This is a genomic window from Sunxiuqinia sp. sy24, from assembly GCF_052677165.1.
In genome coordinates, this window is sequence record NZ_JBQYLH010000001.1 from 67,065 (window position 1) to 92,289 (window position 25,225).

The 25,225-nt window shown below is 43.0% G+C and carries 23 protein-coding genes; 18 read left to right on the forward strand and 5 right to left on the reverse strand.

The features are described 5' to 3' along the window. The first annotated feature begins 911 nt into the window (after window positions 1–911). The 14 genes from ACUNWA_RS00255 (at window position 912) to ACUNWA_RS00320 (ending at window position 18,110) form a co-directional block, all read left to right on the forward strand. Window positions 912–1,439 carry a UpxY family transcription antiterminator gene (locus ACUNWA_RS00255; protein ID WP_445589864.1) on the forward strand — a complete coding sequence of 176 codons (528 nt, stop codon included), beginning with the start codon at window positions 912–914 and terminating at the stop codon, window positions 1,437–1,439. A 289-nt stretch (window positions 1,440–1,728) separates the two neighbouring features. Then, a complete protein-coding gene (locus ACUNWA_RS00260; RefSeq protein ID WP_445589865.1) occupies window positions 1,729–2,805 on the forward strand; it encodes an NAD-dependent epimerase/dehydratase family protein in 1,077 nt (358 codons plus the stop codon). A 179-nt stretch (window positions 2,806–2,984) separates the two neighbouring features. After that, on the forward strand, window positions 2,985–3,827 hold the full coding sequence (locus tag ACUNWA_RS00265; protein WP_445589866.1) for a sugar phosphate nucleotidyltransferase: 843 nt from the start codon (window positions 2,985–2,987) through the stop codon (window positions 3,825–3,827). Beyond that, entirely contained in the window at window positions 3,814–4,455 is a 642-nt protein-coding gene (locus ACUNWA_RS00270; RefSeq protein ID WP_445589867.1) for a PIG-L deacetylase family protein, read from the forward strand. The genes ACUNWA_RS00265 and ACUNWA_RS00270 overlap by 14 nt, the downstream gene beginning before the upstream one ends. A 101-nt stretch (window positions 4,456–4,556) precedes the next feature. Then, window positions 4,557–5,729 (forward strand): class I SAM-dependent methyltransferase, encoded by a 1,173-nt coding sequence (locus ACUNWA_RS00275; RefSeq protein WP_445589868.1) that lies wholly within the window; start codon window positions 4,557–4,559, stop codon window positions 5,727–5,729. Between the two features lie 140 nt (window positions 5,730–5,869). Continuing rightward, window positions 5,870–7,027, forward strand: coding sequence for a GDP-mannose 4,6-dehydratase (gene gmd / locus ACUNWA_RS00280; RefSeq protein WP_445589869.1), 1,158 nt, complete (start codon window positions 5,870–5,872; stop codon window positions 7,025–7,027). Window positions 7,028–7,194: 167 nt separating this feature from the next. Continuing rightward, on the forward strand, window positions 7,195–8,340 hold the full coding sequence (locus ACUNWA_RS00285; protein ID WP_445589870.1) for a GDP-L-fucose synthase family protein: 1,146 nt from the start codon (window positions 7,195–7,197) through the stop codon (window positions 8,338–8,340). 15 nt (window positions 8,341–8,355) lie between these two features. Further along, entirely contained in the window at window positions 8,356–9,417 is a 1,062-nt protein-coding gene (locus ACUNWA_RS00290; RefSeq protein ID WP_445589871.1) for a mannose-1-phosphate guanylyltransferase, read from the forward strand. A 204-nt stretch (window positions 9,418–9,621) separates the two neighbouring features. Further along, window positions 9,622–11,037: a sugar transferase gene (locus ACUNWA_RS00295; protein WP_445589872.1), complete on the forward strand. Its 1,416-nt coding sequence runs from the start codon at window positions 9,622–9,624 to the stop codon at window positions 11,035–11,037. A 75-nt stretch (window positions 11,038–11,112) separates the two neighbouring features. Continuing rightward, on the forward strand, window positions 11,113–11,907 hold the full coding sequence (locus tag ACUNWA_RS00300) for a polysaccharide biosynthesis/export family protein (RefSeq protein ID WP_445589873.1): 795 nt from the start codon (window positions 11,113–11,115) through the stop codon (window positions 11,905–11,907). Window positions 11,908–11,962: 55 nt separating this feature from the next. Further along, on the forward strand, window positions 11,963–14,344 hold the full coding sequence (locus ACUNWA_RS00305) for a GumC family protein (RefSeq protein WP_445589874.1): 2,382 nt from the start codon (window positions 11,963–11,965) through the stop codon (window positions 14,342–14,344). Window positions 14,345–14,464: 120 nt separating this feature from the next. Next, complete coding sequence (locus tag ACUNWA_RS00310) at window positions 14,465–14,812, forward strand: BT0820 family HAD-type phosphatase (protein WP_445589875.1); 348 nt, start codon at window positions 14,465–14,467, stop codon at window positions 14,810–14,812. Between the two features lie 284 nt (window positions 14,813–15,096). After that, window positions 15,097–15,870 carry a 3-keto-disaccharide hydrolase gene (locus ACUNWA_RS00315; protein WP_445589876.1) on the forward strand — a complete coding sequence of 258 codons (774 nt, stop codon included), beginning with the start codon at window positions 15,097–15,099 and terminating at the stop codon, window positions 15,868–15,870. Window positions 15,871–16,130: 260 nt separating this feature from the next. Further along, window positions 16,131–18,110 carry a DUF2075 domain-containing protein gene (locus ACUNWA_RS00320; RefSeq protein WP_445589877.1) on the forward strand — a complete coding sequence of 660 codons (1,980 nt, stop codon included), beginning with the start codon at window positions 16,131–16,133 and terminating at the stop codon, window positions 18,108–18,110. Between the two features lie 437 nt (window positions 18,111–18,547). Here the strand turns inward: ACUNWA_RS00320 and ACUNWA_RS00325 are convergent, their stop codons facing one another. Next, window positions 18,548–19,174 carry a transposase gene (locus ACUNWA_RS00325; protein ID WP_445589878.1) on the reverse strand — a complete coding sequence of 209 codons (627 nt, stop codon included), beginning with the start codon at window positions 19,172–19,174 and terminating at the stop codon, window positions 18,548–18,550. Between the two features lie 284 nt (window positions 19,175–19,458). Continuing rightward, complete coding sequence (locus ACUNWA_RS00330) at window positions 19,459–20,202, reverse strand: hypothetical protein (RefSeq protein WP_445589879.1); 744 nt, start codon at window positions 20,200–20,202, stop codon at window positions 19,459–19,461. A 922-nt stretch (window positions 20,203–21,124) separates the two neighbouring features. Here ACUNWA_RS00330 and ACUNWA_RS00335 point away from each other — a divergent pair. After that, on the forward strand, window positions 21,125–21,490 hold the full coding sequence (locus tag ACUNWA_RS00335; RefSeq protein ID WP_445589880.1) for an endonuclease domain-containing protein: 366 nt from the start codon (window positions 21,125–21,127) through the stop codon (window positions 21,488–21,490). 197 nt (window positions 21,491–21,687) lie between these two features. Next, window positions 21,688–22,053 carry an endonuclease domain-containing protein gene (locus tag ACUNWA_RS00340; protein WP_445589881.1) on the forward strand — a complete coding sequence of 122 codons (366 nt, stop codon included), beginning with the start codon at window positions 21,688–21,690 and terminating at the stop codon, window positions 22,051–22,053. A gap of 440 nt (window positions 22,054–22,493) precedes the next feature. Here the strand turns inward: ACUNWA_RS00340 and ACUNWA_RS00345 are convergent, their stop codons facing one another. Further along, entirely contained in the window at window positions 22,494–22,733 is a 240-nt protein-coding gene (locus ACUNWA_RS00345; RefSeq protein ID WP_445589882.1) for a hypothetical protein, read from the reverse strand. A gap of 120 nt (window positions 22,734–22,853) precedes the next feature. Then, complete coding sequence (locus ACUNWA_RS00350) at window positions 22,854–23,531, reverse strand: hypothetical protein (RefSeq protein WP_445589883.1); 678 nt, start codon at window positions 23,529–23,531, stop codon at window positions 22,854–22,856. Between the two features lie 38 nt (window positions 23,532–23,569). On the opposite strand from ACUNWA_RS00350, the gene ACUNWA_RS00355 reads away from it, so the two are divergent. Next, window positions 23,570–23,800 carry a hypothetical protein gene (locus ACUNWA_RS00355; RefSeq protein ID WP_445590256.1) on the forward strand — a complete coding sequence of 77 codons (231 nt, stop codon included), beginning with the start codon at window positions 23,570–23,572 and terminating at the stop codon, window positions 23,798–23,800. After that, the gene (locus ACUNWA_RS00360) at window positions 23,763–23,894 is read left to right on the forward strand and encodes a cytochrome c3 family protein (protein WP_445590254.1); all 132 of its coding nucleotides are present in this window, start codon (window positions 23,763–23,765) and stop codon (window positions 23,892–23,894) included. The genes ACUNWA_RS00355 and ACUNWA_RS00360 overlap by 38 nt, the downstream gene beginning before the upstream one ends. A 53-nt stretch (window positions 23,895–23,947) precedes the next feature. Here the strand turns inward: ACUNWA_RS00360 and ACUNWA_RS00365 are convergent, their stop codons facing one another. Next, window positions 23,948–25,126, reverse strand: a complete 1,179-nt coding sequence (locus ACUNWA_RS00365) for an aldo/keto reductase (RefSeq protein WP_445589884.1) — start codon at window positions 25,124–25,126, stop codon at window positions 23,948–23,950. Between the last annotated feature and the right edge of the window lie 99 nt (window positions 25,127–25,225).

A 25,225-nucleotide genomic window follows, 5' to 3' on the forward strand; every position in this document is an offset into this window, starting at 1 on the left:
AATCGCAATAGTAAAACCCATTCGACATTAGCGATTAAACGCGATTCTGACTTTTCTGGATATTCAAACGGAAGTAGAGCTTGCGACCACAAACTCGTAATTAAGGGTAATTCTACATCAAGTGTTTTCAAGAGTCAATTTGATTACTGTTAATATTAATACCTATCTACACACTAATCCCACTTCACGATAATATAAACACGCTCAAATTTCGACTGCAATATTGGGAAAAAAAAAGTAAAAGGAAATAATCGACTTAACCATATCGCACAATTTATATCGAGTCTAAATAAGGATTTCAGTCCTGATAGCCTTGATTTTACAGGGGGTGTATTGCTTTTTGCAGCACTCGAAATTCCTTAAAGAATGGCAGGCGCTTTTTTTGATGAATTAAATTGCTTAAGGACGTAATTTTTAGGAATGACCATTATATGCTGGAGGCTATTTTAATCCAGGACTGCCTGTTCGTGCTGTTTGGCGTGCTTCTCTATTCGTTAATCGAACTGCTTGGGTCATAAGGGTCAGCTACTGAGGGGGCTGCTGTTTGTGGTGGACGAGCTTATTTCTGCTTTTTTGAATGATCAGGAGGTGCTGCATCAATGAGTTCATGCAGTTTTACGTGAAATTACCCATTGTTTTATAAGGGCTGTCGTTGGATATTTGAGAAAACAAACCAATCAGCTATTTATCAGTTGATGACAAGTATAAAAGTTGGTTTGTTCGAAGGTTTAGGAAAAACAAAAACGCGTGTTCGTTTTTGCCATTGTTCGATAATTCAAGATTTTCTAAAAAGATGTACCCAGAAGATAATGGGAGGCAAAGAGCGAAGCTGTACCAGCTTGGGAATGTTGGAGGATGAAATAGTAGAAAGTCAATTGGAATTCAGGATTAAGGAAATAAAATTTTAAAGTATGGTTCACATTAATTCTACCTATAACTGGTATGCTCTATATACTCGGTCAAGATATGAAAAGAAGTTGCACAATGATCTGTTGATGAGCGGTGTTGATGCTTATCTTCCATTGAAAACGGAGAAGCGCAAATGGAGTGATCGGGTGAAAGTTATTGAAGAACCGCTGTTAAGAGGGTATGTTTTTGTGAAAGTAAGCAACCGTGAATATTTCGATGTTGTTAATAACCCGGGAGCTGTTTGCTATGTGTCATTTAATGGCAAGCCTGCTGCCATTCCCGAGAAACAGATTCAGGATTTGAGGTTATTCGTTGATGCTTATAATGATAATCTGAATGTCACAAAAGAACGAATTGCTAAAGGCGATTTGGTAACTGTAAAAAGTGGATTGCTCAAAGGAGTTCAGGGCGAGGTGATTGAGATTCGTGGAGCTAAACGAATTGTTCTTCGATTTAGAAGTTTAGGATATTGTATCCATACGGATATTTCAATGGATGAAATTGAATTTGCGAAACCAGATAACGCATAAATAGAAAAGCTAAATAGTTGTTTTTTTCGTTTGAAAAAGGGACTTTTCTTTCGATATCAACTCTTCAGGATACGATTTCTTTACCAGCTTACCACATTTTATTCAAAAAAAAAAAAAACGGCTTTCGGGATGAGGCTAAAAATCTGCATACCCCTACTTGGAGTACTAAGAATGATTTTGGCCAGCTAAAACTGGAATTTGGAATCTCATACCCAAACCTCAGAATTATTCTATTGCTTGAGTGCCAGTGTATCAGATAAATAAATTCAAAAATTAAAACAAAATAGGTATGAAAATCTTAATTGTTGGTAACATGGGCTATGTTGGCCCTGGTGTTGTCAGTTTGCTACGAAGAAAGTATCCTGAGGCAGAATTGATTGGGTTTGATATTGGATATTTTGCCAGCTCGCTGACAAATGTGGCTTTTCAACCCGAAATAAGGCTTAATCAGCAGGTCTTTGGAGATGTGAGAGCGTTTCCTTTTGAACTATTGAATGGGGTTGATGCGGTGGTTTACCTGGCAGCGATCTCTAATGATCCGATGAGTGCCATTTATGAGGAAATGACTATGGATATTAACTACCGCTCATGTATCCGGATTGCTGAAAAAGCAAGGGAGTTGGGCGTTAAGTCTTTTGTGTATGCGTCAAGTTGTAGTATGTATGGAGAAGCCGATGACTATCCGAAAACGGAAAAGGATACCCTGAAGCCCTTGACTGCTTATGCACGCTCGAAAGTTGCTGCGGAGGCTGAATTAGAACCTTTGGCCAATAATGGTTTTACAATTACTTGCTTGCGGTTTGCAACAGCTTGCGGAAACAGTGACCGCTTACGCCTTGATTTGGTTTTAAACGATTTTGTTGCGGGAGCGATCATTTCAAAAGAAATCAACATTTTAAGTGATGGAACACCTTGGCGACCTTTGATTAATGTGAAGGATATGGCCTTAGCTCTTACATGGGGGGTTCAGCGTGCAGCTTCGAATGGCGGTGAATTTTTGGCGGTGAATACCGGAACCAGTAGTTGGAACTACCAAGTGAAGGACTTGGCTTATGCGGTGAGCAAAATTGTGCCGGGCTGTACGGTCACGGTTAACCCGGATGCCGCTCCTGATAAGCGTTCGTATAAAGTTAATTTCGATTTATATAAGAAACTGGCTCCTCACCATCAGCCAAGGCACGATTTATACGCCACCATTCAAGGGCTGTATGACTCCATATCGGCCATGCGCCTCACTGATCCAAATTTCCGGGATTCAAAGTTTATTCGTCTTCAGGTTCTGGCCGGGCTTCGTAAAGATGGCTTCCTGAGTGAAAACCTACAATGGATTCCGGAACAACAGTTCGAGATGGAACCTGTGCATTAGTTTTTTGCGCAGGTGTATAGTTTTCGAAGCTAAAGAGCTTGGTCGGGTTTCGGTGAAAGTGGATTGGCTCTGAAGAAGAAGGATTAATTTCCTTGACGAAACCATACTCTTGAATTTTATATTCAAATTATTAATTGATAAGCTGTTCGGTATATGAAATCATTTTACAAATAGACGTTATGAAAGTTGTGTTATTCTGCGGAGGGATGGGCATTCGTTTGCGTGAATACTCTGATCAAATCCCAAAACCAATGGTTCCAATCGGATATCGTCCGGTTCTTTGGAATATTATGAAGTACTATGCAAGCTTTGGACACAAAGATTTTATTTTATGCCTGGGGTATAAAGCGGATGTGATCAAGAATTATTTTATCAACTACGACGAAACGATCTCTAACGATTTTGTGTTTACCAAGGGAGGACGAAACATTGAGTTACTGAATTCGGATATTAGTGATTGGAAAATTACATTTGTTGATACCGGATTGAATGCCAATATTGGGATGCGTCTGATGCAGGTTAAAGAACATTTGAAAGGTGAAAAAATGTTTTTGGCGAACTACAGCGATGGCTTAACCGATATGCACCTTCCTACGATGGTGGATTGGTTCTCTAATTCCCCCAATCAAACAGCAGCTTTTATGGCCTACCAGCCAACCCAAAGCTTTCATATCGTTCAGCGACAGGATGACGGGATCGTAACCAAGATCAGTCATATCGGGTCTTCCGGGCTGCATATTAATGCGGGCTTCTTTCTTCTTCGGAATGAAATTTTTGACTACATGGAATATGGCGATGAATTGGTTGACCAGCCATTTGATCGGTTAATTGAAAAGAATAAACTAACATCGTGGGAGCACAACGGTTTTTGGGCAAGCATGGATACGTTTAAAGACAAGCAAGTGCTGGATGATATTTATGCACAAGGCAATGCCCCTTGGGAAGTTTGGACTAGAATGGATAATCAGCCGAAGAAGAGAACGCGGATGGAAAAAATATTTTTCAGCTATGCTGCCATTTAATCTTCAGAAGAAAGGTCCACTCAAGCTTCTTTTGTTAGGTGCTCATTGCGATGATATTGAAATTGGTGCTGGCGGAACCTTGTTGAGGCTTTTACAGGAGTATGACATCGAAAAAGTGAAGTGGGTAGTTTTTACTTCAGATGCCATCCGAAAGCAGGAAGCTCTTCAAAGTGCCGAACAATTTATGTCAGGCTTGAAGGATAAGGAAATTAAGGTGCTTGCCAATCGCGATGGTTTCCTTCCTACCCAGACTGTTCAGGTTAAAGAATATTTTGAGGAAATTAAAACGGATTTTGTGCCGGACGTTATTTTTACGCACTACCGAAACGACCGGCATCAGGATCACCGCTTGATCAGCGATCTGACCTGGAACACCTGGCGCAATCATTTGATTCTGGAATACGAAATCCCCAAATATGATGGGGACTTGGGTATTCCCAATTTTTATGTCTCGTTGGACGAATCCATCTTGAAAAAACGAAATCGAATTTTGATGGAGACCTTTGTTTCTCAGCAATCGAAACATTGGTTTGACGAAAATACCTTCAATGCCTTACCTCGCCTGCGGGGATTGGAATCTGCAAGTTTTTTTGCCGAAGCATTTTATGCCCGGAAGATCATCTTCTAAAGCGAACTACAAACAACATATCTGACCATCGATTACAGCGGGATTTTCTGAACCCAGAGGTCCAGTCAGCTTCGGTGGTGGTTTTAATACAATTACTTTTTATGAAACATTTGAAATGCCCCAGTTGCCTGAGCGATGATCTGAACAATTTTTTTGTGGTAAAAAATGCGCCGGTACAAAGCCTGGTTACCATTAAGAGCTATCAGGAAGCCATGTCGATACCACGGAATGACATCACATTGACTTTTTGCAATCATTGTGGATTTATCTTTAACAGCACTTTTGATACATCCATCGATTATTATACCGGAGGTTATGAAGATCAGCAGGGGTTTTCGCCCACTTTTAAGGTTTTTATTACTGAATTGACCAATCGGTTTATTGAGAAGTACGATGTGCGTCAAAAAGATGTGATCGAAATTGGTTGTGGGAAAGGAGATTTTATCAACCTGATGTGCGAACTGGGTAATAACAGAGGGGTTGGAATTGATCCGGCTTATGTGCCTGGCAGGTCTCAACCTGGTCCCAAGGTGTCATTTATAAAAGAGTTTTACTCGCAGGAGCATGGCAATCTTCCCAATGATGTGATTACTTGTCGTCATACCTTGGAGCACATTCATGCGACAAACGAGTTCTTTCGTACAATCAGAGAATCTATTAAGGACGGAGATGAAGTAACTCTTCTTTTTGAAGTTCCCAGTATCGTCCGGATATTGAACATACAGGCTTTTTGGGATATTTTTAATGAGCATTGCTCGTACTTCAGTCCCGGTTCTCTAGGCCGGCTTTTTCGGAACAACAAGTTTGAGGTGCTGGATGAATATCTTGAATACGATGACCAATACCTGTTTGTTGAGGCCCGGCCAGTAGCTGAAGTTTCTGAAAAGGCGCACCCCTTGGAGGAAAGCGTAGCCGATTTGAAAAAAATGGTTGATGAGTTTGTCGTTCAAATCAATGCACAGTTAACGGATTGGCGCAAGCGTTTGATGGAAATGAAGGAACAGGGGAAAAGGGTGGTCGTTTGGGGAGGCGGTTCAAAATCGGTTGGTTTTTTGACACAGTTTGATGATTTGAAACTCATAAACCACGTTGTGGATATTAACCCTCATATGCAAGGCAACTTCATTCCGGGGATTGGAATTCAATACCAGACCCCCGATGATTTAAAAGCGATTCAGCCTGATGTTGTTATTATTATGAACGGGGTGTATAGAAATGAGATTGCTGCGATGTTGAACGAACGAGGTCTTCAGCCGGAACTCATTTGTTTGTAGGCGCCATTAAGATTCCGGTTCCAAAAGGCATTACCACTAAAAATATCTTTTCAGAATAGCTCAACCATAGAGCATGAAGGATGTGCTTGAGGTAAGAAGTCTCAAAATCATGAAGTAGTCATTTGTAAAAAAGAGAGAATATGTCAAAAGTTGCATTAATAACCGGGGTTACCGGGCAGGATGGGGCGTACCTGTCGGAGTTCTTATTGAAGAAAGGATACATCGTTCACGGTGTAAAGCGACGCTCATCTATGTTTAATACTGATCGGATTGATCACCTGTATCAAGATCCACATATGACCAACCGTAATTTTATTTTGCATTACGGTGATTTAACGGACAGCATGAACCTGACCCGAATTATACAGGAGGTTCAGCCGGATGAAATTTACAACCTGGCGGCAATGAGTCACGTGAAGGTGAGTTTTGATACGCCTGAATATACCGCGAATGCCGATGGTATTGGTACGTTGAGAATATTGGAAGCTGTGCGTTTATTGGGCTTGACGAAGGCTCGAATCTATCAGGCCTCCACTTCCGAGTTGTACGGTTTAGTTCAGGAGATTCCGCAAACCGAAAGAACTCCTTTCTATCCCAGAAGTCCCTATGCCGTTGCTAAAATGTATGCTTACTGGATTACCGTTAATTATCGGGAAGCTTATGGCATGCATGCCAGTAATGGGATTTTATTTAATCATGAATCGCCTATTCGCGGGGAGACTTTTGTTACGCGTAAAGTAACACGGGCTATTTCTAAGATAGCGCTGGGAATGCTCGATAAAGTTTATCTGGGCAATTTAAGCTCGAAGCGCGACTGGGGACATGCCAAAGACTATGTGCGTGCCATGTATCTCATTCTGCAACAGGATAAGCCCGATGACTATGTGATTGCCACTGGAATCACAACATCGATTCGCGACTTTATCATCATGGCTTGTGAAGAGGTCGGCTTGGAAGTCGTCTTTAAAGGAAAAGGGGCTGAAGAGGTTGGTTACCTGGTTGGTGTCAATGAGTCCCGGTTTAAAGAGCTGGTTGGCGACGAGTTTCTGGAAGATATCCGGATGCGAATCTTGTCGGATGATAACGTGATTGTAAAAGTAGATCCGATGTATTTCCGCCCCACAGAAGTTGACTTGTTGATTGGTGATCCTGCTAAGTCGCAGGACGTTTTGGGCTGGATACCAAAGTATGACTTGAAAGGGTTGATTGCAGATATGATGGCTTCCGATGTCAAGCTTTTTCAGAAAGAATCTTACCTCCGGAACGGGGGATACCGAATCCTGAATTTCTTCGAATAAAGATAGTCCACGCTGAGTAAAAAAGCTGAAAGAATGAGCTGCATCTGCAGAGGCTGATGCAGGCTTTTCTTTCAGCTACTCAACGAAACCTGAATGATCAAGAACAACTAGCAGATAGGGTGGAAGCTAAAATGAACCTGCACTCCTGGATAAAATTAACGTAATTGATGAACCGAGATAGTAAACTATATATTGCCGGACACCGAGGGCTGGTAGGATCAGCGCTTCTGGAAAAATTGAAGGAAAAAGGATATCACAATTTTATTTTACGTTCACATGCTGAATTGGACTTGACAAACCAACAGGCAGTAGCCTCTTTTTTTAAAGCTGAGAAGCCGGACTATGTTTTTCTGGCTGCAGCCAAGGTAGGAGGCATTATGGCTAACAACACCTATCGCGGAGAGTTTATTTATGAGAACCTGATGATTCAGAATAATGTCATTCATCAGTCTTTTCTTCACGGAGTTAAAAAGCTCTTGTTTTTAGGGAGCACCTGCATCTATCCGCGCGAAGCTCCACAGCCCATGAAGGAGAACTGTCTCTTGAGCTCTGCGCTTGAATATACCAATGAGCCCTACGCTATTGCTAAAATTGCCGGAATAAAACTTTGTGAAAACTACAACATCCAGTATGGTACCAACTTCATCTCGGTGATGCCAACAAACCTGTATGGGCCCAGTGATAATTTTGACCTTGAGAAGTCGCATGTGCTGCCGGCCTTAGTGCGAAAGCTGTTGTTGGGAAAATACCTGGACGAAAATAATTGGGAGGCTATTCGAACCGACCTTGAAAGGCGACCTGTTAAGGCGACTACCGAATTTGACTCCAGTGATGACCTGGAACGGTTGCTGGAATCGGTTGGAATTAAGAAAGACCGAAGTGATGGAAAGGTATCGGTCGAGATCTGGGGAAGTGGAAAGCCCATGCGGGAATTTCTTTGGAGTGAGGACATGGCCGATGCTTGTGTGTTTATCATGGAAAGAAAAGATTTTACTGAAATTATAGAAATAGACCCTGCTTTTGCCGATTCCTCAGAGATTCGCAATACCCATATCAACATTGGAACCGGAGAAGAAATTAGTATTGGGCATCTGGCCCAGTTGATTAGAGCCGAAGTTCAGTTTCGGGGCGAGCTGACTTTTAATGCCAATAAGCCTGACGGAGCTATGCGGAAATTAACCGATCCTTCTAAACTTCATCAATTAGGCTGGAAACACCAGATTTCGATTGATGAAGGTATCTCGAAAGTTTGCCAATGGTACATCAGAGAAAACCAACTCAGTCACATGAGTAATAGAAAAATTAAAGAATAACATAAGAAGAGAGAAATGAAAAGCGACACCTTTGTAATCATTATGGCGGGAGGTATAGGAAGTCGGTTTTGGCCTGTTAGTACAGAACGAAAGCCAAAGCAATTTCTGGATATGCTGGGAACCGGTAAAACACTCTTTCAACATACGATTGACCGGGTTCGTGATATCTGTTCCGTTAGGAATATTTTCGTAGTTACTTCAGCACAGTATATTCATATTGCGCTGGAGCAGGGGCCTGAAATTCCGGAATCGAATGTTTTGGCCGAGCCTGTCATGCGAAATACGGCGCCTTGCATTGCCTATGCAAGTTATAAGATTCGAAAGTTGAACCCGAATGCCAATATTATTGTCACACCTTCCGATCATTTGATCGAGCAAAAACAACTGTTTCAGCGTACCTTGCAAAAAGGGCTAACCTTTGTGAAAGATCGTGATGCAATACTGACAATTGGAGTTCATCCACACCGGCCTGAAACGGGCTATGGCTATATTCAGTTGGAGCGACCTGAAAAGGAAATAGCCAAGGTTAAAGCGTTTAAGGAAAAGCCAGATCTGGAAACAGCTAAGGCTTACCTCGAAAACGGAGGATACCTTTGGAACTCCGGGATTTTTCTTTGGTCTGTAAAAACAATCATTCAAGCTTTTGAAACCTACATGCCTGCCATGGCAAGGGTTTTTGAGAATGGGAGTGACGTTTTTTTTACCGAAAAAGAGCAAAACTTTATCGACTTGGTCTATCCAACGTTTGAAAATATCTCGATTGATTACAGCATGCTCGAAAAATCGGATAAGCTCTACGTTCAAAAGGCTCACTTTGATTGGTCTGATCTTGGAACCTGGACCGCTTTGTGGGAGAAATCGACGCGAAGCTATAGGGGAGATACCGTTTCTTCGGAAAATGCGTACTTATATGAAACATCGAACAATATTATTCACGTTCCGGAAGATAAGGTGGTTGTCGTGCAGGGCTTGAGTGAGTATATCGTTGTTGAATCAAACAATGTTTTGCTGATATGCAGCAAGGGTGAGGAGCAACGGATAAAGGCCTTTCGGCATAAAGCATCCAATTCGAAATAAACGATCTGTTCTGTTTTACCACCCGTAAAGTTCAATAGCCACTAAAAGGTAATCTGTCGTGGCGAATATGCCTTCTGGTTATCGTGATCACAATAAAATTAAGTGAGCATCTGTCTGCGCTTCACTTAATCATTATGGAGGCCTTTCCTTCGATTAATTAGGAAGGTTTTTATCCCTTATTCATACCCTAAATATTTCACTATTATGCTTAAAGAACGTGAATATACACTGGAAAAAATCAGTATTATCTTCCAGGTAATCATCACTCTGGTTTGTTTTACTGCTGTTTGGTGGTTCGGGAAGCTCTCGGAAGAGCTCCGGATTGAATCGATTAATGAACTCAAGAATGTCTTGATTTTTATTGCCCTCCTATGGTTTTTGTTATTGGAACAGTTCGGCTTAGGTAAGATGAACCGTACGGCTAGTTATCTGCAGTTGTTCATTAGCTATTTCAAACTGATTTCCATTGGTATTGCCATTTTGTTCGTTATTAACATCATTTCGGGTTACGAGGTTCTTAGCATAAAGAATTTGTTTTTGTTTAGTTCGCTGAACTTGGGGATACTGACTGCCTATAAGAATTTCTTTTTCCTTATTATGCGTTTTTTTCGCCGACGTGGCTATAGCACCCGGCAGATTCTGGTTATTGCTGATAAAGGCTCTGAAGATTATATCGAAAAAATTATTCATACCAAAGATTGGGGCTATAATATCCGGGGAATTATGACCGGATGTGAAGGGATTATTTCAAACTACCATGATCGGTTCAAGATTATTCCTGTGCGGAAAAATCTGAAGGAAGTATTGGATCGGGAAACGATTGATGAAGTAATCTATTGTAAGACTGATTATAATCATGATGAAATCAGTCGGTTTATTTTGGAGTGTGCTGAGGTGGGCATCAGTTTTCATCATTATACGGGCATGATCTCCAAAGTGCATGGAAAACGCATTAGGCGCTCTAGCTTTTCCTTGATAAATCAGCTGCCCTTTGTAACGTATATGACTACTCCTGATAACTATGCAGGCTTAAAGCTCAAAAGTATTTTTGATTTCTTCTTTAGTCTGTTGGCTCTTATCCTTGTTTCACCGGTTCTTATTTTGGTTGCCATTGCCATTAAAATTGAGGATGGAGGTCCCGTATTTTTTAAGCAGGAACGGGTTGGGCTCAATGGGCGTCGGTTTGGTTGTTATAAGTTCCGAACCATGGTTGCCAATGCCGAAGCCTTGAAGGCATCGCTGATGGGGCAGAATGAACAGGATGGACCGGTATTTAAAATCACGATGGATCCTCGGGTCACCCGGGTTGGACGCTTGCTCAGAAAAACGTCACTGGATGAATTGCCTCAGTTTTACAATGTCTTACGCGGAGAAATGTCTGTTGTTGGTCCACGGCCCCCAATTCCTTCTGAAGTCGAAAAATACAAACGCTGGCAAATCCGACGTCTAAGTATGAAGCCTGGAATCACTTGCATATGGCAAGTTTCGGGGCGTAATGATATTCCTTTTGAAGAGTGGATGCGCTTGGATATGCAATACATTGACACCTGGTCGCTTGGGCGGGATATGATATTGATTTTAAAAACGGTTAAAGTCATTTTGCTCGGAACAGGCAAATAGTATCCGGCAATCTTGTTGATAATCAATCAATAACTCTAAATAAGTCTTAAAGAAATCAAAATTAACATCACAAATATGATATTTCAAGCTAAAAACAAGCGAAGTCTTTTAATGATTTTAGCCTTAACGGTTATCCTATCTTCGTGTGTCTCTAAACGGAATTCCTATTTCATGCGCGATTTCAAGAAGGAAATTGCAACAGCAAAAGTTCAGCAAGCGGATAAGGATTATACGATAAAAACCAATGACAACCTTTATGTCAGTGTTAAAACCATCAATCCGGAGGTGAATGCCATGTTTTCGCAAGATGATGGCGGTGGTCTTGGGGCTGGCAATATGTACAATTCGCAATCTGGTCAACATATTTACGGGTACCAGGTCGATAACCGGGGCGAAATATCCCTGCCGGTTATTGGGGGGGTGAATGTGGCCGGACGTACTTTGAAAGAGGCCAAGGAGCAGATTCAGTTGCGTGCTGATGAGTACTTGAAAGATGCGGACATCCAGGTGCGGTTGCTGAACTTTAAGGTAAGTGTGTTGGGCGAAGTCAGATCTCCGGGAGTATATTATAACTACAACAATACCATGACGGTGCTTGAGGCCATTGGTATGGCACAGGGGACGACCGATTACGCTAAAATAAAAGATGTTCTGGTAGTGCGTCGTGGTGAAACAGCCGTACAGCCTTTTATGCTTAACCTTACGAAGAGGGACATCATGGCGTCAGAGGCTTTCTATTTACAACCCAATGATGTAATCTTTGTACGACCTCAGAAATTGAAGAATGTCAGACTCAATGCATCGTATTATACCATTGGATTATCCTCGCTAACAACAATTATGCTGATTGTTAATTTCTTCTGGGGCTAGGGCAGTAGAATTAATAAGGCATGAATTATTTATTTTTTAAGTAAAGATTTGATCTATGAAAACGATGGAAGAATTCTCCAATTCATTGGAGCGGGAGGACATGCTTGCAGTAAAGAAGTTCTTTCATAAACTGAAACGCAATTGGTATTGGTTTATGTTTGTAGGCTTTATTGGGGCAGGACTGGGGTATTTGTTTACCCAGGTAACATCTCCTTCATATCAGCTGCAAAGCTTATTCTTGATTAAGAATAAAGACAATACTCAGCTAAAAATGGATCTGCCATTTGCAGGTTCTATGGGAGGAAATATCAATCTTCAAAACCACATTGGTATTTTGACTTCTTATTCAATTAACCGGCGGGTAATCGAGAATCTCGATTGGTCTACATCCTGGTATCAGGAGTTGACGTTTCGTGATGCTGAATTGTACGGCTACGAGCCTTTTGATGTGTTGTATGATCGGAATGCAACTAATTTGGAAGGGGTTCCATTGCATGTACACATGCTCGATTCGACCACTTATCAGGTGAAGGTAGACGCCAAGACAATGCTTTATGGACGGGAAATAGAAGTTGAATTCGAACAAAAAGGAAACTACGGGGAGCTCTTTTCCAACGATTATTTCAATTTTACCCTCTATCCAAAAACGGCTAGTCGGGATGAACAATACTTCTTTACGTTCAACAACATCGATGGCTTGGTGCGAGATTATATGGGCCGGATGGAGATTGAAGAACTGGTTGAAAAGGCCGATCTCATTAGTCTGACTCTTGAAGATAATGTTCCGGAGAAGGGGGCTGACTACCTTAACGAGTTGAGTGCAGTGTACCTGGCTTATGAGTTGAGGGAAAAAAACCACACCTCGGAGACAACCGTTAACTTTATTGATTCGCAACTTAAAGATGTGATTGATACGCTTAAAGTGGCGGGGAATAATTTTACCTCTTTCCGGTCGCGGAATCAGATTGTTGACATGAGCCAGGAAGGTGGAATTATTGTGCAGAAGTTAGTAGACCTGGACACCGAACGCTCGATGGTCCAATCACACTTGGATTATTACCGGAACCTTCAAAAGTATCTGAATGATACTGAGAAAATGAAAGAGGTGGTAGCGCCTTCGGTAGTCGGAATTGTGGATGAGTCGCTCAACAGTTTGGTGGTTCAGCTTAGTGATTTGTATCGTTCGCTTGAAGTGATTTCTTATACAGCTCAGGAAAAAAATCCGAAGTTGATTTTAATAAGAAACCAGATTGAAATGGTGAAACGAAATCTTCAGGAAAACCTGAAGAACTTAATTAACAATGCCATCATTCAGGTTCAGGGCATCGATCGGCGAATTGATAAAGTGAACCAGCAGTTGACCGCTTACCCGAAAACGGAGCAGCAAATGATGAACATGCAGCGCATGTACGATTTGAACAACGAGCTTTATACCTTCTTGCTTAAGAAACGGGCTGAGGCGGCAATCACCCATGCTTCTAACGTGTCGGATACCGAAGTGCTGGATCGGGCACGGCCGGAACTGGCGGTACGGCTTGGACCGAATCTAGTCATTAATGTGGCTGGAGGAATGTTCGGCGGACTATTTGTGCCCTTTGTTGTTTTGATGCTGGCTACTTATTTCTACGACCGGATCAAATCAGCTGAGGATGTAGTCGAATACAGCGATATTCCGGTTATTGGAAATATTGTTAACTCCAATGTGAGCAGTGAATATCTGCCAGCGATTGATAATCCGCGATCTGCTATTGCTGAGTCTTTCCGGGAGTTGCGAACCAACCTGCAATTTATTGCCCCTAAGCGAAAAGACCGGTCGACGATTATCGGGGTGAATTCTGTGATTTCCGGCGAAGGAAAATCATTCACGGCAGCCAACCTGGCATCAATGATTGCCCTGAACAACAAAAGGGTACTGCTGGTCGATTGTGACTTGCGTAAACCAAGTCTGCATAACCGACTTAAGTACAAAAATAAAGAAGGACTTAGTACCTATTTAACCGACTTCAGTTCGTTTGACGATATTTTCCGGCAAACCCGGGTGGAAAACCTGCAGTTTATCTCCGCAGGACCTATCCCGCCAAACCCGTCAGAGCTTCTGGAAAACGGGAAGTTTGAGGAGTTGATCAGTCGGTGTCGTGAACTGTTTGACTACATCGTTTTTGATAATCCACCTTTGTCCATTGTTTCTGATGGAATCATTATCGGACAAAAAGTAGACATCAATCTGTTTGTAACACGACAGGACTACAGTAAGAAAAATGAAATCAAATTTATTGATCATGTGCATAAGAAGAAATCCATGAAGAATGCCGGAATCATTCTGAATGATATTCATCTTTCAAAACATGCGCATGTTGGAGCTTATGGAGCTGATTACAGCTATAAAAGAAAAAGTAGTTATTACTACTTTGATTCCAGCCCTAGTTACACTGGATGATTTCTTTACTTAAAAAGACAAGGTAGCCTTCGGGCTGCCTTGTCTTGGCGATGAGCAAGATGAATTACGAATGAACTAAGAAGCCATCCATAGGATGCTTTTTACAGAAAAAAACAATTTATGGTTATTGCGGTTGACTTTGACGGCACCATTGTAGAGCATCGGTTTCCAAAAATTGGGAGGGAATTACCGTTTGCGACCCTGACACTTAAGAAACTTCACGAAAGAGGACACCGGCTGATTCTGTGGACTTACCGACATGGAAGGCCATTGGAAGAGGCCATTAAGTTTTGCGAATCGAAAGGCGTACAGTTCTATGCCGTCAATAAAAATTACCCGGAGGAAGAGTATGATGAAAACTTTTCGCGTAAAATAAATGCAGATATCTACATCGATGACCGAAACCTGGGTGGATTGCCCGAATGGGGCATCATCTTTCAGATAATTAATAAAATAGCTGATGAATAACTTCTATTAGGTGCGCGTTAGTCTTGGACCAGACTAGCCAAATTGCGCCAAAAAGCCTGCACCCTTCGTGCAGGCTTTTTTTATGCCCGTGCGGCATGTGTTCGTGTCCAGTATCGGGTGTTCGATGCCCTTCTTTTTAGCGATGCAGCCTTACGAGGCTGACTCCTTCGGCATTATTCCGGAAGGCTTTGTGGATTTACGAATGCGTTTGCTTTTATGTCGAGGTCGATAATCGTTTAAAGTTTGCTAACTTGGGAAGCGCTAACCCAATTAAAACGAATAGGATGAAACGAACGATTCAACCTTTACTTTTTGCAGTGTGTCTTGTCGCAGTAGCGGTCTCATGTGCCCAACAGCCCATCGGAGTGGGAGCGAAGGCTCCTGCTGGTGCCGAAGTTCTTTTTGATGGCTCCCGTCAGATGCTTGATGAGCAGTGGACCTATTGGGAGGGACCCCGTTTTTCGGCTGAATTGCCAATCAAATGGGAGGTTGTGGATGACCCCGCAGGCACAGGTACGGCTGTCAACAGCAACGACCCCACCGCAGCAGGCGGACAATACGGAACCGCGGATATTGTGACCAAAAAGAAGTTTCGTGATTTTCGTTTGCATGTGGAATTTCTCATTCAGCAGGAAAAAGGAAACAGCGGCGTGTACCTGCAAAACCGTTATGAAATTCAGGTGCTTGATGGCGATTCAACCCGACATGGGATGGGGACGGTGATTAATGAAACCGAATCGCCTTATTTTGCCTACAAAGGCCTTGGACAATGGAATGCATACGATATTCAATTTCGTGCGGCCCGCTTTGAAAATGGAGAACTCACCGAAAAACCCCTGGTAACGGTTTACTTCAACGGGCAAAAAGTGCACTCCAATGTTGCGATCAATAAAGTTTGGGGTGGTCCCTATTCCGGTCTTGACGGAGGTAACGACGATGGCTATGGCATTACCGACCGCCCGGGAGGAATCAAGCTGCAAGCCGAAGGACATCCGGTGCTTTACCGAAACATATGGATTAAGGAGCTGGACCTGGCTGAAGCCAATACTGATTTTTAGAGCCCCATAAGTCAGCTTGAAGTAGTTGAGGGCATGGGGGGAGGGCGCGACAGTACGTAACGCTCAACAGAGATCTCTGTTCCGATGCGGCGCATGCCCGTTTTTACTCCTTGCCACTCCAGTACCTCCAGAAGGCATGAACCCCAAAAACGTTTGCTAATTTTAGTCCCATGGATGTACATGAGCCGAAAAAGAACTGAGTTTGGCTATTAAATATTGTTTACTACATTTAGTCAAACAAAACAACTAAGCTTTCTGCTATGAACCGGGCTTACTATTCGAACTCAATTTCTAGCTTTCTTGAGGATTCTTCGACTGAAATTATTGGTGTATTAACAAATAGTAATGAGTTTTCACTTGAGCAAACTCAAAGAGAAGCATGGAATGTCCAAATAACAATATTAAAGAGTTATTTGAAAGAGTATTCGGGTTCGATTTATTTCGAATATGGGATACCAAGAATGGGAAAGCGAATAGATGTTTTAATCATTATTCGGTCTATTATTTTTGTTTTGGAATTTAAAGTAGGAGAAAAGGAATTTCATGGTTATAATATCGATCAAGTTTGGGATTATGCGCTTGATTTGAAGAATTTTCACGAAACTAGTCACAGCAGGCTAATTGCACCAATACTCATTGCAACCAACGCAAAATCTTCTGATCTTTCAATCTCTCTTTCACCTAAAAATGATAAAGTTTTAACACCAATTCGGAGTAATGTTGAATCTCTTGAAAGTATAATCAAAACAACTATTGACTTCTTTAGTGATGAAGAAGTCATTGATGTTGATAAATGGGAGAGCGGTCGCTATTATCCTACCCCTACAATTATTGAGGCTGCCACCGCATTATACAACAATCATTCAGTAACTGATATTTCCCGAAGTGACGCGAGTGCCATTAACTTAAGTCAAACATCCAATGCGGTTTCTGAGATTATAGGCCTATCTAAAGAAAGATCTGAGAAAGCGATTTGTTTTGTAACAGGAGTGCCGGGAGCAGGAAAAACTCTAGTTGGGTTGAATGTTGCAACCAATCATTTTGATAAGAAGAGTGAATTGTATAGTGTTTTTTTATCGGGGAATGGACCTTTAGTAAAAATACTGCAGGAGGCTCTAGCGAGGGACAGAGTTCAAAGAGCAAATGGAAAAGGGGAGAAGTTGAAAAAAGGAGAGGCGAGAAGTGAAGTTAAAGCCTTTATTCAAAACGTTCACCATTTTAGAGACGAGAGTTTACAGGATATGGGAAAACCTCCAATTGAGCACGTAGCACTTTTTGATGAGGCACAGCGAGCATGGACACTGGAGCAAACATCGTCTTTTATGCGCCAAAAGAAGGGAAGGCCAAATTTTGATATGTCGGAACCAGAGTTTCTCATATCTTGTTTAGATCGGCATCCAGACTGGGCTGTTGTTGTTTGTTTAGTTGGGGGAGGACAAGAAATTAATACAGGAGAGGCCGGAATAACAGAATGGATAGAGGCTCTTGAACGTTCCTTCCCACAGTGGAAAATTTTCATCTCCAATCGACTTACTGATAGCGAATATAATGCTGATGAGATTTTGGAACGAATAAAAAATCGACCTCATGTTGAATATTCAGAATCTTTGCACTTGGCTGTTTCAATGCGTTCTTTCCGAGCAGAGAATGTTTCATTGTTGATCAAACAAATTCTAGATGTCAAGATGGACGAGGCTAAGCTCACACGCCAACAATTAAATTCAAAATATCCAATTGCTATAACACGTGATCTTTTGAAAGCTAAGAAATGGCTGAAAGAAAAAGCTAGAGGGAGCGAGCGATATGGTATTGTTGTTTCATCGCAAGCTCAGCGCTTAAAGCCGTATGCAATTGATGTAAAATCACCCATTGATCCGGTCCATTGGTTTTTGGATGGAAAAGAGGATGTTCGATCTTCTTATTACCTGGAAGATGTTGCCACTGAATTTCATGTCCAAGGGTTGGAATTGGATTGGGCTTGTGTCGTATGGGATGGTGACTTTAGGTATAGTCCGGATGGTTGGATTTATAAGTCGTTTAAAGGAAGTAAATGGCAAAATATCAATAAATCAGCCCGACGATTATATTTGAAAAACGCCTACAGAGTTTTATTAACTCGTGCTCGTCAAGGGATGGTTATTGTCATTCCTACTGGTGACCCGGATGATCCGACCAGATTACCGGAATTCTACGATGACACTTTTGAATATCTAAAGACAATAGGATTTAAAGTGATATAATCTATCAAAATATTCTCTATCCATTAAGTTGATGAATCTTTAGAGTTCTTTATTCTGAAAGGTGATATAGAATCGGATAATAGTCAACACTGCTGGTGCAGATCTGTGACCCGCTCTTTATTTTGCAAAAACAAGAAGATTTAATTTTCCCTGGAGCCTCAAAATATTGGATATGCGCTATCGGTTGGAGTACGTGTTTAACTCACTCCAGAGTCATGCTCAATCCTGTCGGATTGCTCGGACTCTTTCCCTCTCTTCTGGCAGAGCGGGGCAAAGCGAGAGCAACGAGCTTGGGGAGAGTAGAAATACCGATAAGTGAAAGGGCATATCCCAAATTTTCAGGCAACCTTCATATTCCAGTCTAATTAGGCTCCGCCATCTCAAATCTACTATCTGTCCCCTTCCGAAATCTGATAGCGTTGTTGAAAAACTGCAGGCTATCCTTTTCCGGTATTTTGGGTGAATGGGTTGAATTGATCGTCTTTCCAGTTGGCAGGGTTGTTACGAATATAATTTGAAATTCGTTGGAGCGATTGATCGTTGCGAATGATGTGGTCATGAAACCGGGATTGCCAGGCAAAATCCGAATTGATTTTACGGGCGTTGATGGTGACGGCCCGTTTGTATTGATTGATGATTACCCCCAGTGTGTCTGGTTTCCATTTTTCCGATGCGGCGGCGGTTTGGCCGGTGGTAGAGACGCCCAAATTGGGCGTCTCTACCAGGCCGCCATCAATATCATTGGGGGCATTCATCCCAGAATTTTTATGATCGGGTGTTTGACCGTTTTCCGGTTTATTGAAAATCAATATGCCGTGTACATGGTTGGGCATGATAACAAAGGCGCCCAATTCAATAAATGCAAAATGGTTGGGTATAGCCAACCAATAGTGCCGCGCAATGTCGCCTGTTTCCGACAAGACCATTTTCTGATCAGCGGTATGTCCGAAATAGCATGCCCTATTGTGTGTGCAAATGCTTACAAAATAGGAGGCATTCGAACCATAATCCCAATTTTGCAAGCGAGCTGATGGTATGCGATATTTATGCTGAAATTTATCCATTCCTATGGGGTATTGTTAAATTTAGAAATAAAATGAATTCCCCTGTTTCAATCTTACCCTTTCCTGTAAGCTCTTTTATCGTCCTGTTGGGTTTTTGGGTGGTCTAGTAGGTTTTTTCGGTTTCCTGTTAAGTTTTTTGCTGCCCTGTTGGTTTTTTTCTGGCCCTGGTACTAAATTTTTGAACCCTGTTTAACAGGGAGGGGTAAAAGTGTAACAGGAAGGCTTAAAAAGGAACAGGGCGCCCTATCATGCAACAGGACGCCCTGAAAGGTAACAGGGAGTTGTTAGTCAGTTACTTCGCTGTAGTCATCTTGTTTCTTCCGGTTTTGCTTCCGCCAGTATTGACTGGAATAGCCTTTTAAGCGGTGTTTGTCATTGCGGAAGGCATACTTTCCGGCTTCGCGGATTTCATCCACCAGCTCTTTCAGGTGTGTATAAGCCTTGTCGCGAATGATTTTTGATTCGTTCGGGTCGGCTTTATCTCCATTGGCTTCGGCTAACAGATCGGCCATTTCATCGGCACGGGTGGCAGACAGGGTAAGCTTTTCAAGGTCGAACCCGATGGCTGTAAGTGGATCTGGATTTTCGCGGCCCAGTACAGCAATGTCGTTCAAGTCCTGAATCATATCAGCATGGCCCGAGCCATCGGTAATGGCGCTTACCCGGCTAAGCAGTGCATCATCTTTGCGATAGGCAAAGCGCATGGTTTGGAGCAGATCAGTGTGCATGGCATAGGCCAGCGGAGCTTGTTCGGCCCATTCTTTTTGGGCTTCCTGTTGCGAACGATAATCTTTATTCCAGATGGATTGAGCTTCGCGAGCAGCCCCGGCACGTACGGGGAGGTCATCAATCATGGCTTGGGTAATGCCGACTACCTGTAAGGCTTCGGCATCATCTAAACTCCAGTGATAGAGGTTTTCAGCTTCCTGCAAGGCGACATCTACAGGAATTGCGGGTTCTTTTACTTCTTCGTTTGGGATTGCCTGAATGTCGGCTAATTTGGCATTGTAGTCCTCAGTGTTTGCCATTTTTCTTAAGTTTACCTTGTTAATACATCTTGTAATTGACATTTGGGCCGCCTGAAGCTTTGCACGGCAAGGGGGGCCCTTTTTTATGCATCGGTTTTAATAAACCGGAGGACACACTTCCGCAGAAGTGTGTGGGCAGATCAATCTTTTTTATCGCGCGGAATAATCCATTTGTATTGACATAAGAGTTTGTGGTGTATTCAGCAGTGTTAGCCTTTGTGACACCTTTGTTTTTTCGCTTTTAGCTGGTATCCAGGGTGTATGTTTTTATTTGCTTGTGGGGTGCTTGACCTGAATTGGATAACAAGTTAACACTATTGAACTAAAGAAACAATAATATCGAATAAAATAATGAGCAAAAGATCGCTTTTATTTATTGCGATGGCTGGTTCAAGAGCGGTTTACCTTGGTTGATTGTGGAGATGACCTCGATGGTTATTAGATCATAAATGTTGCGGGCTTCCCTTCTGCTGAAACCTGAACTCACCCCTGAGTGGCTCACAATCCTGTCGGATTGCTCTGACTCTTCCCCTCTCTTCTGGAAGATCGGGGTAAAGCGAGTGTAGTGAGCTAGGGGAGAGTCTAGAATATCAGCAACATGGAGCGTGCTTGAATTATTTATCAAATCGATTTTCTATTAATAGTCTTTTGTTTTAATTAACTCACCCCAGAGTCTCGTTCAATCCTTTCGGATTTCACTGACTCTTCCCCTCTCTACTGGTAGAGAGGGGCAAAGTGAGTGCAACGAGCTTGGGGAGAGTTTATAATATCCGGAACTTGGAACGCGCTTGAATCGTTTAGCAAATTTTATTATCGTTCATTTTAGTTGCCTACTCCTGAGAGCCAGCGAGCTTGGGGAGAGTCAGGAAAACCTTCGGATATTCTTCAAGTTGTTGTAAATTAGTGCATCAGCCTAAATGCTATGAGTGACCAGTCACCAATAGGAAGAGCACGGCGCTTGCGTCAAAATATGACCCGTGAAGAAACCAAACTATGGGGACGGCTTCGTGCCCGTAAGTTTCACGGGTATAAGTTTCTTCGGCAACATCCCATTATTTACCAACAGCACAACAATCATCCACAATTCTTCATTGCTGATTTCTATTGTGCATCGCAAAAGCTGGTCATTGAAGTTGATGGAAAAATTCATGACTTTCAGAAGGAGGATGACCAACACCGAGATACGATTCTGGAAGGTCTTGGGATGCGGGTTTTAAGGATTAAGAATGATGAATTGAAAGATCTGCATAAGGTTCTTGACAGAATAAAGGTGGCGCTTAATCAATGAGCCGGGTTTAGTTATGACTGGCTTAAGTTGAAAATAACTCACCCCTGAGTCGATCCCAATCCTGTCGGATTGCCCGGACTCTTCCCCTCTCTCTTGGAAGATCGGGGTAAAGCGAGTGTAGTGAGCTTGGGGAGAGTAAAATAAAACCTTCGAATATTCTTCAAGTTGTTGTAAATTAGTGCATCAGCCTAAATGCTATGAGTGACCAGTCACCAATAGGAAGAGCACGGCGCTTGCGTCAAAATATGACCCGTGAAGAAACCAAACTATGGGGACGGCTTCGTGCCCGTAAGTTTCACGGGTATAAGTTTCTTCGGCAACATCCCATTATTTACCAACAGCACAACAATCATCCACAATTCTTCATTGCTGATTTCTATTGTGCATCGCAAAAGCTGGTCATTGAAGTTGATGGAAAAATTCATGACTTTCAGAAGGAGGATGACCAACACCGAGATACGATTCTGGAAGGTCTTGGGATGCGGGTTCTAAGGATTAAGAATGAAGAATTGAAAGATCTGCATAAGGTTCTTGACAGAATAAAGGCGGCGCTTAATCAATGAGCCGGGTTTAGTTATGACTGGCTTAAGTTGAAAATAACTCACCCCTGAGTCGCTCACAATCCAGTCGGATTGCTCTGACTCTTCCCCTCTCTTCTGGAAGAGAGGGGCGAAGCGAGTTTTACGAGCTTGGGGAGAGTAGAAAATGCCAATAAATGAAAGAGCCTGAGCTGTTTTGAGGTAGTCTTCATATTTATAATTTTTTATTTCACGCTAGTTAACTCACCCCTGAGTCGATCCCAATCCTGTCGGATTGCCCGGACTCTTCCCCTCTCTCTTGGAAGATCGGGGTAAAGCTTCATTTCTGCCTTATCTGGGCCGCGGGGAAGCTGTCGGTTGTTTCTAACGGCCAAAGCGGTTGAAGCTTAAAGCCTTCTGCTCCTCGTTTCCAAACGAGGAGCAGAAGGGAAGGAGAAGCAGCAGCACAGGATTATTGGTTTGTGCTATTTTTTATCTTTGTTTTTAAAATAATGCTCCGATTTCGCCCACCATTTTCCGGCTTTGTGGAATACCTTTTGGGTTACTTTTTCAATCGATTGGTCGGCTTTGCGGTAGGTTTCGCTCTCATGTATTTTGTCTGCCGCATCGGCTATAAATTCTTCCGTTTTATCGATCCATTGGTCTGCTTTATCCTGAATCGTTTCCTTTTTCTTTTCAGCGTCTTTATTTTTATCCAGTTCCATCGTTTATTTTTTTATCAGCTATTCTGCCCCACTGTTGCGCCGGAGCAGTTGGTCTAATGACCTCGTTTTTTGCCTGTGCACCCTGCTGTTCAAGCTGTTTTTCACCAGGCGCCCGTTGGCTTAGTCTTCTTCATCCTGGTCTTCAAACGGCTGCACGGTACATTCATATTCCAGGTTGGTAAAGTCCGTTTTGGTCAGCCATTTTTCTGAAGTGGTCATCGAATAGAGGTGCCCTCCCTTGTTTTGCAAGTCCCACACAATTCCTTCGGCCTCCGGAAACGATGTTTTGCCCTCGAGCTGGTCGCTTAACAGCCGGTTGAGTAAGTTATTGTCTGAAAGGCCCTGGCTCAGCGCTTTCAACGCGATCTCCTTGTCGATTTCTTCCGGAGCATTGTTTTCGCCCGTGATTTCGAATTGTACGATATTCACCTTGGTTAGGGGGAACTTTCCGTTATAGGCTTTGTAAAGCAACTGATTGATGTTGAACAGATCCTGGTGAAGGTCGATCTCGGTATAGTTTTCAGAGACTTTTTCGCGTAACATTTCGTGCGAAAGATTATCAATCTGTCCTTCGTTTAAAACATCCGAAAGTTTGTAGTCGAGCAAAATAGCCGCTGCCTCGTTGGGTTCAAAGTCGGAAATGGCCATAAAAAGGTATTCCTTCAATTCGGTTGGCTTTAACTGCTCCGCACCGGGGTATTCAAATCTTGCCAGTAACTCCTTAAAGTCTTCGTTATTCCAGGCTCCTTCAAGTTCATCAGTCGTTGATACGTCGTGTATTTTTACTAAATACTTCATTCAATTTGTTTTTGGTTTCTACTTAACTAACTCCCGGGATGGCTAATTGTTTTATTTTTATTGAACCCAAACAACAAGGAGCAACTAATGAGCGTGTTGGCTGCGTTGGACTGTTCGAGTCCGGCGAATGGTTAAGAAAAATCGCAAGGTTCGTGGCGATAAACAAAAATGCAGGCTGTAAAAATAGCCTGGGGCCGCGTTGGCGGGAGCTGTTATTGCCGGTGTTCAACGATTGCTTTCCGTGGTGGGCGATCAGTAGCTTGCCATAACCGGACAGCATCCGCAGGTCCTGTCAGCCTTTGGAGGGATGGAGCCGCGTTATGTTACAGTTGTACGCTTACGATCGATGGTGGCCACACGTAGGTGCCAAATCGGCGGTTCGGAAACTGCCGCACTCAAAGTCAACGAGCAGCGTTTTATTTTTTTGGGTGATAGAGGCCGGCGTGTGTTTCCTGAATGAGTTCAACAAGTGGGATCTCATCGGGACATTGGCTCAGATCGATTTGTTGCAGGTTTTCCGGCGTGGGAAACCTGCCCGGAAACCAGTGGTCTTTTTCCTGGAACATGTTGTAGCGGTAGAGCCCAAAGTCCAGCATGTCGTAACATTTCCAGAGCTTGCGAAAGCGCAGGATCTCGGGGATGTTGAGGCCGGAGGGATCGTTCTCCAGGGCATAGCCGTCGAAATCGGCATAGGGCACCTGATTGACTTGCTCATCCAGCTGTTGTTTAATGCGTTCATCGGTCTCAGACAGGGGAGCCGGAGCTGGAAAGATCCCGTTGATGGGATCGAAATGGGCCGGTTCGGTTAAGCCAAAGCTTAAGGTATGCACGGCAGGATGACTGAGGCAGAAGCGGGCGTTCCATTGCATGGGTTGAAGTGGAGCCGTCAGGTCGATCAGCTTTTGTGGCGGGTTAAACAGTTGTCCGCCTTTGTCGTTGGGCGAAATAATAAAGACGCCCATGTCTTTGCTGGCCGCCAGCTCAATGGCTGCTTTATTGCGCTGGAAAAAATAATAGAAGTGCAGGTTGACAAAATCGAACAGGTCGGTTTCAATGGCTTTCAGAATCACATCGAGTGGGCCATGGGTGCTGAATCCGACATGCTTGATGATGCCTTCTTCTTTCATCTTCAGCAGCTCTTCTACCGGCCCTCTTGGGGCACAGGCTGTTTCGAGCAGTTCCATGGTGTTGATGCCATGCCAGCCATAGAAATCGAAGAAATCGGTTTGCAGGTCATTCAGCTGTTGCTGAACCAACTCACGGGCGGCTTCGGCCGTGCTCGGATTGCCTTTGGTCATGAGGTAATAACTGTCCCGTTTCAGTTTTAACTCTTCGTTGAGCACCTTGCCAAAAATCGTTTCGCTTTTAGTATAGCCGTAAGCCGTTTCAATCAGGTTGATGCCTTGGTCAAGCGCCATGCGGACTGTTTGGGTGGCTTGAGTCAGTGTGTCCTGTGGAATTTCGTGACGCGGCTGGCTGTGCCCATGCTTAAAACGCATGCCTCCCAGGGTGATGACACTGACTTGTTTGTTGGTCTTTCCAAACCGACGGTATTCCATTTGAGGCCGAAACAGGCTGACGTTCGAATAATCCATAAAACGAATAAGTTAAAGGGGCACAAAAGTAAACAATCAAACAAGAATACCAGAAGGAAGGTTTAGGTTTTGGGCGAATGAACGCTTTTGCTTCTTAGC